The sequence below is a fragment of the Streptomyces sp. SID4985 genome (assembly GCF_009863025.1).
Classification (GTDB): domain Bacteria; phylum Actinomycetota; class Actinomycetes; order Streptomycetales; family Streptomycetaceae; genus Streptomyces.
Genome location: NZ_WWIR01000043.1, coordinates 42,622 through 53,194 on the forward strand (window position 1 = coordinate 42,622; position 10,573 = coordinate 53,194).

At 72.7% G+C, this 10,573-nt stretch carries 5 protein-coding genes; 2 read left to right on the forward strand and 3 right to left on the reverse strand.

Annotated features, from left to right (window positions below):
* Positions 1-196: 196 nt before the first annotated feature.
* Positions 197-964 (reverse strand): SDR family oxidoreductase, encoded by a 768-nt coding sequence (locus GTW40_RS01830; RefSeq protein ID WP_161178374.1) that lies wholly within the window; start codon positions 962-964, stop codon positions 197-199.
* A gap of 241 nt (positions 965-1,205) precedes the next feature.
* Here GTW40_RS01830 and GTW40_RS01835 point away from each other — a divergent pair, with 241 nt between their 5' ends.
* Entirely contained in the window at positions 1,206-2,462 is a 1,257-nt protein-coding gene (locus tag GTW40_RS01835; RefSeq protein WP_161178375.1) for a cytochrome P450, read from the forward strand.
* 228 nt (positions 2,463-2,690) lie between these two features.
* Here the strand turns inward: GTW40_RS01835 and GTW40_RS01840 are convergent, their stop codons facing one another.
* Positions 2,691-4,181 (reverse strand): aldehyde dehydrogenase family protein, encoded by a 1,491-nt coding sequence (locus tag GTW40_RS01840; RefSeq protein WP_161178376.1) that lies wholly within the window; start codon positions 4,179-4,181, stop codon positions 2,691-2,693.
* 199 nt (positions 4,182-4,380) lie between these two features.
* Entirely contained in the window at positions 4,381-4,770 is a 390-nt protein-coding gene (locus GTW40_RS01845; RefSeq protein WP_161178377.1) for a nuclear transport factor 2 family protein, read from the reverse strand.
* A 291-nt stretch (positions 4,771-5,061) separates the two neighbouring features.
* On the opposite strand from GTW40_RS01845, the gene GTW40_RS01850 reads away from it, so the two are divergent.
* On the forward strand, positions 5,062-10,573 hold a 5,512-nt coding region (locus GTW40_RS01850; protein ID WP_237525276.1), incomplete at its 3' end, for a type I polyketide synthase.

A 10,573-nucleotide genomic window follows, 5' to 3' on the forward strand; every position in this document is an offset into this window, starting at 1 on the left:
GTTCTCGGCCGAAGTTCGGGCGCGGGGCGGAAAAGCGCGGGTACGGCCTTCGCCAGAGAGTCGCGCGTGCGGCCTTCACCGAAAAGCCGGGTGCCCGGACGAATTCGGGATTCGTCCGGGCACCCGGTAATTCCGCTTCGCGGTCTTCGGCTCTCCGGCCGGGGTCAGGCATTCCCCCCGTGGAGCCGACGGAGCGTCACTGGCCCTGCGGCCGGTTGATGCGCTGGCCGAGGCCGCCGTCCACGTTCAGTTCCTCGCCGGTCGTGAACGTGGCGTCGAAGGCCAGGAACAGCACGGCGCGGGCGATCTCCTCGGACGAGCCGTGGCGGCGCATCGGCGTGATCTCGTCACCGATCTTCTCGAACGCCTGGAGCATCTCGGGCGAGGCGCCGGTGATGCCCGCGGTCGGGGTGTGGATGAAGCCGGGGCTCACGGCGTTGACCCGGATGTTCCGGGGCAGCAGCTCGGCCGCGATGACCTTGGTGAACGCCCGCACCGCGGCCTTCGAGCCCGCGTACGGGCCCATGCCGGGGTTGCCCGAGTCGTTGGCGACGGACGTGGTGAAGATGATCGAGCCACCGTCCTTGATCAGCGGCGCGAGGCGCTGGGCGGTGAAGAACGCGCCCTTCGCGTTGATCGCGAACGTGGTGTCGAACAGCTCCTCGGTCACATGGCCGAACGGACCGGGCTGCGCGAAACCGGCGTTGACGAACAGCAGGTCGATCTCGCCGAGCTTCTCCTCGACGATCCCGCCCAGCGCGTCGATGTCGCTCAGCCGCGCGGTGTCGGAACGGACGGCGTGGCCCCGGGGACCGAGTTCGGTCTGGGCGGCCTCCAGGTTCTTCTCGTTCCGGCCCGTGACAATGACTTCGCCGCCGGCCTTGACCAGAGCCTTTGCCGTGGCAAGGCCCATTCCGATGGTTCCGCCGGTGACAACGGCTTTCTTGCCCGCGTACGTGCTCATGAATTCCTCTCAACGGATCCGCGCGGAAAGCGATGAGCCAAGACATGCCTTCCAGTCGTCGTCTCAGACTCACGCATGGAAACGGTGGTCACAAGTACGAACATGCAAGTCAGTGGTTACCTGGAGGTAAGTGAAAGAGAGGGAAGACCGAGGTGTGAGCGGCGGATTACAGGGCTTCTCTAGGCTGCGGTTTCCCGCGACCTTCGCAGAGTTCCGACCGACCGCACCAGGGGAGACGACCGTGACCGAAGAATCCTGCCCGTTCGCCATCGATCCCACGGGCCGTGACATCCACGGGGAGGCGGCCGCGCTGCGTGAGCGGGGACCGGCGGCCCGGGTGGAACTGCCCGGCGGCGTGCCCGCCTGGTCCGTCACCGACCAGGCCCTCGTCAAGCGGCTGCTGACCGACCCCCGGGTCTCCCGCGACGCCTACCGCCACTGGCCCGCCTGGGAGAACGGCGAGGGCGAGCTGGCCAAGACCTGGCCCCTGTCCATCTGGGTCCAGGACCGCAACATGATCACCGCGTACGGCGCCGAGCACACCCGGCTGCGCAAGCTGGTCGCCAAGGCCTTCACCGCCCGGCGCACCGCCGCCCTGCGCCCGCGCATCGAGGCCGTCACCGCCCAGCTGCTGGACGCCGTGGCCGCCGCGCCGGGCGACGAACCCGTCGATCTGCGCGAGGAGTTCGCCTACCCGCTGCCCACGCGGGTGATCTCCGACCTGCTCGGCATACCCGACGACGTGCGCACACGGCTGATGACCATGATGGCCACCATCTTCCAGACCACGACGTCCGAGGAGGAGGCGCGGGCCAACGAGATCGCGCTCTACACCCTCGCCGCCGAGTTCATCGCCGACAAGCGCGCCCACCCCGGCGACGACCTCGCCAGCGACCTCATCGCGGCCCGCGACGACCAGGAGGACGGCGGCACGGGGCTGTCGGAGCGGGAGCTGATCGACACCCTGTTCCTGATGTACACCGCCGGCCACGAGACCACGGTCAACCTGCTCGACCAGGCCATCTGCGCCCTGCTCGGCGACCCCCGGCAGCTGGAGCTGGTGCGCACGGGCCGTGCCTCCTGGGAGGACGTCGTCGAGGAGACCCTGCGGGCGCACTCGCCGCTCGGCAGCCTCCCGCTCAGGTACGCCGTCGAGGACATCGAACTCGACGACGTGGTGATCGCCAAGGGCGACGCCATCCTCGTCAACTTCGCGGGCGTGGGCCGCGATCCGAAGGTCCACGGCGGCAGCGCGGACACCTTCGACATCACCCGGCCGACCCGGGGCGACCATCTGTCCTTCGGGCACGGCGTGCACTACTGCGTGGGAGCCCCGCTGGCGCGCCTGGAGGCACTGATCGCGCTCCCGGCCCTCTTCGAGCGGTTCCCGGACCTGGCCCTGGCCGAACCCGTGGACCGCCTCGGCTCGTTGGAGTCCTTCGTCTCCAACGGGCACGCCACCCTGCCGGTGTTCACCCGCTCGAAGCACACGGTCTGACCCCTAGGGGGTGTCTCCCCGATCTTCGTGGGCCCGCGCCCCCTGGCACGGCACCTCGCCGCACGGCCGAATCGCCCAAGTACGTCCAGTACGAGGACGACTCGACCGCACGCCGAGGCACCGCACCAGGCGCCGCGGGCTGATCCACGAAGATCGGGGAGACACCCCCTAGACCCCGTACGCCCCCGGTCTGTGCGGAGACCGGGGGCGTACGGCATTGAGGGCGTGTCACGGAGCGAGGTTCGTCCACACCGTCTTGGTCTCCAGGTACGCGTCCAGGTTGGCCTGTCCCATCTCCCGGCCGATCCCCGAGGCCTTGACACCGCCGAAGGGGGCCGCCGGGTCGCCGGACGCCCAGGAGTTGAGGTAGACCATGCCGCTGCGCAGACGCGCGGCGAGGGTGTGGGCCTGCGCGAGACTCCGCGTCCACACACCGGCGGCGAGCCCGTACGGGGTGTCGTTCGCCAGCGCCACCGCCTCGTCGGTCTCGTCGAACGGAGCGGCGACCAGAACGGGCCCGAAGATCTCCTCCCGAGTGATCCGCATCCCGGGCGTGATGTCGGTGAACAGGGCCGGACGGACGTAGTAGCCGCCCTCGGGGGACTCGGCGGGCACCTCGCCCGCGCGTAGGGTGGCCCCGGCGGCCACGCCGTCCCGGAGGTACCCGCGGACCCGGTCGTACTGCTCGGCCGAGACCAGCGGTCCGAACCGGGTCGCCCGGTCCAGCGCCGGTCCCACCTCGGCCTTGGCGGCCGCCTCGGCCAGCCGGCCCACCATCTCCTCGTACCGGCTGCGGTGCACGTACAGCCGGGACGCGGCGATGCAGGTCTGCCCGCTGTTGAAGTAGATCCCGTCGAACGCGCCCGCCACCGCCGCGTCGAGGTCGGCGTCCGCGAGCACGATGTTCGGGTTCTTGCCGCCCAGTTCCAGCGTCACCCGCTTCAGCCGCGCCCCGGCCCGCGCGGCGATCTCGCGGCCCACCTCCGTGGACCCGGTGAACGCGATCTTGTCGACGCCGTCGTGGTCGACGAGGGCGGCGCCCGTCGTGCCGTCCCCGGTGAGGACGTTGACGGTGCCCGGCGGGAAGCCCGCCTCCTCGACCAGCTCCGCCAGGCGCAGGGCCGACAGCGGGGTCTGCTCGGCGGGCTTGAGCACCACCGTGCAGCCCGCGGCCAGCGCCGGTGCCAGCTTCCACGCGGCCATCATCAGCGGGTAGTTCCACGGGATGATCTGCGCGCACACCCCCACCGGCTCCTTGCGCGTGTAGCACAGGGTGTCGGGCAGATACACGGGGATCGTCGCGCCCTCGATCTTCGTGGGCCAGCCGCTGTAGTAGCGGAAGTGCTCGATCGCCGCGGGCAGGTCCATGGCCTCGTTCACCGAGACGGGCTTGCCGCCGTCGAGCGCCTCGATCTCGGCGAGTTCCGCCGCGTTCTCCTCGACGAGCTCGGCGAGCCGGACCAGCAGGCGGCTGCGCACCAGCGCGGGCAGCGCGCCCCAGGCGCCGTCCAGCGCCGAGCGGGCCGCGGCCACCGCCGCGTCGACGTCGGCGGGGCCCGCGTACGGGACGTCCGCGAGGTGCGCCGCCGTGGACGGGTCGTACGTCGCGAAAGTCCTGCCGTCGGCGGCGGGCACGAACGCCCCGCCGATGTACAGGCCGTGCGCGCGCCGCACGAATGCGGCGGCCCCGGCCGACAGAGGGGGAACGGATGAATTCACGGCTTCCCTTCACGGGTCGGACGTACTGGAAACGGAACGGTGAATGCCCGTGGGCCGGGCACGACAATGTCGCCGGGCACGGCGATGTGGCCATGACGCGGCAATGTGGCCATGACGCGGAAATGTGGCCATGACGCGGAAATGTGGCCATGACGCGGAAATTCCCCTCCGTGTCATGGCCACCGGATCGCCGTGAGGGTCAGCTCTGCGCGCCGAAGGGATTGTCGATGGCGAACCGCCATTTCCCGTCCGGACCGAGCCGCAGCACGTCGAGACCCGTTCCCTCCAGGTGCTCTTCGCCCTCCGGCGTGGAAAGGTCGATCGCCCAGTCCACCACCAGGAGCGCGGTGTTCGACGTGACGTGCGCCTCCCGCAGCGTCGCCGTCATCTTCGGCCGCTGCGCGACGAACTCGGCGAGCGAGGCCTCACGCTCCTTTCCGGTCAGCGGGTTGCCCGGCTCCCAGACCGAGACGGCGTCTTCGGTGTACATGGTCTTGAGGACGTCGACGTCGCCGGCGTTGAACGCCTCGACGTAGAGCCTGCCGTGCTCTTCGGCGGCGCGGGTGAGTTCTTCGAGGGTGCTGGACATGGCGAGGTTGCTCCCACTTTCTTTGGTCTCGAAGCCGGTGTGTGAGCGCCGCTCGAACGTAACCGCACCCCCACCACCGCCTTCTCATCGCCGGGCAACGCCCTGCTCACCTTTACCGCCGCACAACCGGATTACCGGTGCGTTACTGGGTGTTGGGGCGCACTTCGGCAGACTGGCGATCACATTCGCGGACGATCCGCCGTATCGCCTTGTCCAGAAGCTCTCCAGAAGCCTCTTTGGGGGACGGGAATGAACGAAATCGCTGTCGTGGGGATGTCGTGCCGACTTCCGATGGCGTCCGGTCCGGAGGCGTTCTGGACGATGCTGGAGAACGGCGGGAGCTCCCTCACCGAAGGGCCGCACGGCAGGCGCGGCGGATTTCTCGACGGAATCGCCGATTTCGACGCGGCGTTCTTCGGCATCTCGCCGCGCGAGGCCGCCGCGACGGATCCGCAGCAGCGCCTCGCCCTCGAACTGGCCTGGGAGGCGCTGGAGGACGCCGGGATCGTCCCCGACACCCTGCGCGGCAGCCGTACGGCGGTGTTCGTCGGCACGCTCCGCGACGACTACGCGGGCCTGGTCCACCAGCACGGCACCGAGGCGATCACCCAGCACACGATGACCGGCCTGAACCGGGGCCTGATCGCCAACCGCGTCTCCTACTTCCTGGACCTGCGCGGGCCGAGCCTGACCGTGGACACCGCCCAGTCCTCGTCCCTGGTCGCCGTGCACCTGGCCTGCGAGAGCCTGCGCTCCGGGGAGGCCGACACCGCGATCGCGGCCGGGGTGAACCTCAACCTCCTGGCCGAGACCACCCTCACCGAGGAGCGGTTCGGGGCGCTGTCGCCGGACGGGGAGAGCTACGCCTTCGACGCCCGCGCCAACGGCTTCGTCCCCGGAGAGGGCGCCGGTGTGGTCGTCCTCAAGCCGCTCGACCGCGCGCTGGCCGACGGCGACCGCGTCCACGGGGTCCTCCTCGGCAGCGCGGTCAACAACGACGGCGCCACCCCGGGCCTGACCGTGCCCAGCGCCGCCGCCCAGGAACAGGTGATCCGGGCGGCTTATGAGCGCGCGGGCGTCGATCCGCGCACGGTGCAGTACGTCGAGGCCCACGGCACCGGCACCCCGGTCGGCGACCCGGTCGAGGCGGCCGCCCTGGGCGCGGTGCTCGGCGCCGGGCGCCCGAGCGGCGACCCGCTGCTCATCGGCTCCACCAAGACCAACGTCGGGCACCTGGAGGGCGCGGCCGGGCTGACCGGGCTGCTGAAGGTGCTGCTCGCCCTGAAGCACCGGCTGCTGCCCGGCAACCGCACCTTCGAGACCCCCAATCCGGCGATCCCGCTGGCCGACCTCGGCCTGACGGTCCCGCGCGAGACGGTCGCCTGGCCGCATCCCGACCGCCGCCTGGTCGCGGGCGTCAGCTCCTTCGGCATGGGCGGCACCAACTGCCACCTCGTGGTCGCCGAGGCCCCCCGGACCGTCCCCGCCGCCCCGGCCGCCACCCCCGAGGCCGGCCCACGCGTGCTGCCCTGGGTGGTCTCCGGGCGGGGCGGGGACGCCCTGCGCGCCCAGGCCGCGCGGCTGCACGACCTCGCGGCCGCCCCGCAGGCACCCGAACTCCCCCACATCGGCTGGTCCTTGGCCGCGACCCGCGCCGCCCACCCCGACCGCGCGGTCGTCCTCGCCGAGGACCGCGACGGGCTGCTGCGGGGCCTGCGCGCCGTGGCCGACGGACAGCCGTCGCCGTACGCCGTGACCGGCACCGTACGGCCGGGCCGCCTCGGCGTCGTCTTCACCGGGCAGGGCAGCCAGCGCGTGGGCATGGGCCGCGAACTGTACGAGAGCGCACCGGTGTTCGCCGCCGCCTTCGACGAGGTGTGCGCGCAGCTCGACCCGCTGCTGCCGCGACCCCTGCGCGAAGTGATCGCCTCGGGAACGGAGTTGGACGAGACGTGCTTCACGCAGCCCGCCCTGTTCGCCGTGGAGGTGGCCCTCTACCGGCTGGCCGAGTCGTGGGGCGTACGGCCGGACTTCGTCGCCGGTCACTCCGTCGGCGAGATCGCCGCCGCCCATGTGGCGGGTGTGCTCTCCCTGGCCGACGCCGCCCGGCTGGTCGCGGCCCGCGGGCGGCTGATGCAGGAGCTGCCCGCCGGTGGCGCGATGGCCGCCGTGGAGGCCGCCGAGGACGAGGTCGCCGCGCTGCTGGCCGGGCGGGAGCACGAGGTGGGCCTCGCCGCCGTCAACGGCCCGGCCGCGACGGTGATTTCAGGCATCGAGGACGCCGTGGCGGATGTCGCCGCCGCCCTCGCCGCACGGGGACGCAGGACCAAGCGGCTCCAGGTCTCGCACGCCTTCCACTCCCCCCTGATGGAACCGATGCTGGCCCGCTTCCGTGAGGAGATCGCGGCCCTGGACTTCCGTCCGGCCCGCGTCCCGGTCGTCTCCACCGTCACCGGTACGACCACACGGGCCGCCGAACTGGCCACGCCCGACTACTGGGTGGAGCAGGTGCGCCGACCGGTGCGGTTCGCCGACGCGGCCCGGACCCTGGAGGCCGAGGGCGTCACCACGTACCTGGAACTCGGCCCCGACGGCGTGTGCGCGGCCATGGTGGACGCCTCGGTGCGCGACCCGGAGGCGGCCGTGGCCGTACCCGCCCTCAGGGCCGGACGCCCCGAGGCGCGAACCCTGGCCACCGCGCTCGCCACCGTGTTCGTGCGCGGCGGCCGGGTGGACTTCACGGCCGCCTACGACGGCCTCGGCGCCCACCGCGTCGACCTGCCGACCTACGCGTTCCAGCGCACCCGGCACTGGATCGACGGCGCAGCCCGGCGCCCCGCCCCGCTGCCGGACCCCCTCTCGGACGTGTCCCGCCCCGCTGCCGCACCGGCCGGCTTGACCGTGCGCCTGACGGCGCTGCCCGAGTCCGAGCGCCGCCGCACGCTCACCGACACCGTCCACGCGCACATCGCCGCGGTGCTGGGCCATGACGCGGACGACGACACGGGCTCGCGGATCGGTCCTGACGTCACGTTCAAGGACCTGGGCTTCGACTCGCTGATGTCCGTGGAACTGCGCGACGCGCTGGCCACGGCGACCGGACTGCGGCTGCCCAGCGGTCTGCTCTTCGACCGGCCCACCCCCGCGGCCGTCGTCGACCACCTGCTGTCCCGGTTGCAGGGCGGTGACGGCGACCAGGACGCGCACGGTACCGGCACCGGCACGGCCCCGGTCGCCCGTCAGGACGACGAGCCCGTCGCGATCATCGGCATGGCCTGCCGCTACCCCGGCGGAGTCACCTCGCCGGAGGACCTGTGGCGGCTGGTCGCCGACGGCGTCGACGCGATCTCCCCCTTCCCCACCGACCGGGGCTGGGACCCGCACCTGTACGACCCCGACCGGCCCGACCGCCCCGGCGGCAGCCAGGTCGACCGCGGCGGATTCCTCCACGACGCGGGCGAGTTCGACGCCGCGTTCTTCGGCATCTCGCCGCGTGAGGCCCTCGGCATGGACCCCCAGCAGCGGCTGCTCCTGGAGACGGCGTGGGAGGCCGTCGAGCGCGCGGGACTGGACCCGCGCTCCCTGCACGGCAGCCGTACCGGCGTGTTCATCGGCGGCACGGTGCTCGACTACGGCCCCCGCATGGACGACACCGGCCACGGGGTGGAGGGGCATGTGCTCACCGGCACCACCGCGAGCGTGATGTCCGGCCGCATCGCCTACCAGCTCGGCCTCACCGGCCCGGCCGTCACCGTCGACACCGCCTGCTCGTCGTCCCTCGTGGGCCTGCACATGGCGGTGCGCTCGCTGCGCTCCGGGGAGTCCTCGCTCGCGCTGGCGGGCGGCGTGGCGGTGATGTCGGCACCGGGGATGTTCGTCGAGTTCTCCCGCCAGGGGGGCCTGGCCGCCGACGGCCGCAGCAAGTCCTTCGCCGCGTCCGCCGACGGCACGTCATGGGCCGAGGGCGTCGGGCTGCTGCTCGTCGAGCGGCTCTCGGACGCCCGCCGGAACGGGCACCGGGTGCTGGGTGTCATCCGCGGCACCGCCGTCAACCAGGACGGCGCCTCCAACGGGCTGACCGCGCCCAACGGCCTGTCCCAGGAACGGGTGATCCGCCAGGCCCTCGCCGACGCCCGGCTCACCCCCGCCGACGTCGACGCCGTCGAGGCGCACGGCACCGGCACCACCCTCGGCGACCCCATCGAGGCCGAGGCCGTCCTCGCCACCTACGGCCAGGACCGGGACGGCGCCGCGCCGGTCTTCCTGGGCTCGCTGAAGTCGAACATCGGGCACACGCAGGCCGCCGCGGGCGTGGCGGGACTGATGAAGATGGTGCAGGCGATGCGGCACGGCGTCCTGCCGCGCACCCTGCACGTGGACACCCCCACCCCGCACGTCGACTGGTCCTCGGGCGCCGCCGAACTGCTCACCGAGGCCAGGGACTGGCCCGACACGGGCCGCCCGCGCCGGGCCGCCGTGTCGTCGTTCGGTATCAGCGGCACCAACGCCCACGTCGTCGTCGAGCAGGGCGACCCCGACCCGGCCCCACCGGCCACCGAGGTCTCGACCCCGGTACCGTGGGTGCTCTCCGGGCGGGACACCGAGGCGCTGCGCGCCCAGGCGGAACGACTGCGCGACCGGCTGCATGACGGGCTGCGCGACGAGCTTCGCGGGAGCACCGCACCCGGACCGGCCGACATCGGCCTCTCCCTGGCCACGACCCGCACCGCCTTCGAGGAGCGGGCCGTGATCACCGGCACCCGCACCGACGACCTGCTCGCCGGGCTCGACGCCCTCGCCCTGGGCCAGGACCACCCCCGGCTGGCCCACGGCAGCGTCGCCCGCGCCGGACGCACGGCCATGCTGTTCACCGGACAGGGCGCCCAGCACGTCGGCATGGGCCGCGAACTGTACGCCGCGTTCCCGGTCTTCGCCGAGGCACTCGACGCGATCTGCGCCGAACTGGACCCGTACCTGGACCGGCCACTGCGGGCCGTGATGTTCGGCGACGACGACGGTACGGACACGGCCGACACCGAGGCCCCGACTCCTCTGCTGCACACCACCCGCTACGCCCAGCCCGCCCTGTTCGCCTTCCAGGTGGCCCTCCACCGGCTCCTCGAACACCACGGCCTGACCCCGGACGCCGTCGCCGGTCACTCCATCGGCGAACTGGCCGCCGCGCACGTCGCGGGCCTGTGGTCGGCGCCGGACGCGGCCCGGCTGGTGGCCGCCCGAGGCCGGCTGATGCAGTCCGCGCGGCAGGGCGGCGCCATGGCCGCCGTCGAGGCGAGCGAGGCGGAGATGACGGCCGCCCTGGCGGGCTACGAGGACCGGGTCGCCCTTGCCGCCGTCAACGCCCCCGACTCCGTGGTCGTCTCCGGGGACGCCGACGCCGTGACCGAGATCGCCGAGCACTGGGCGGCCCGCGGCCGCAGGCAGCGCCGCCTCACCGTCAGCCACGCCTTCCACTCCCCGCACATGGACGAGGTGCTCGACGAGTTCCGGCGTACGGCCGCCGAACTCACCTACCACGCACCGTCCGTGCCCCTGGTGTCCACCGTCACCGGACGGCTCGCCGACGAGGACGAGCTGCGCTCGCCGGAGTACTGGACCCGCCAGATCCGCCGCCCCGTGCGCTTCGCCGACGCCGTCAACACCCTCCACGACGACGGCGCGACCGTATTCGTCGAGTGCGGCCCCGACGCCGTCCTCACCGCCCTCGCCGCCCGCTGCCTCGACGACCGCACCGACCCGGCCGGCCGCACCGCCCGGCCCGCCACCGCCGTGGCGCTGCTCCGCC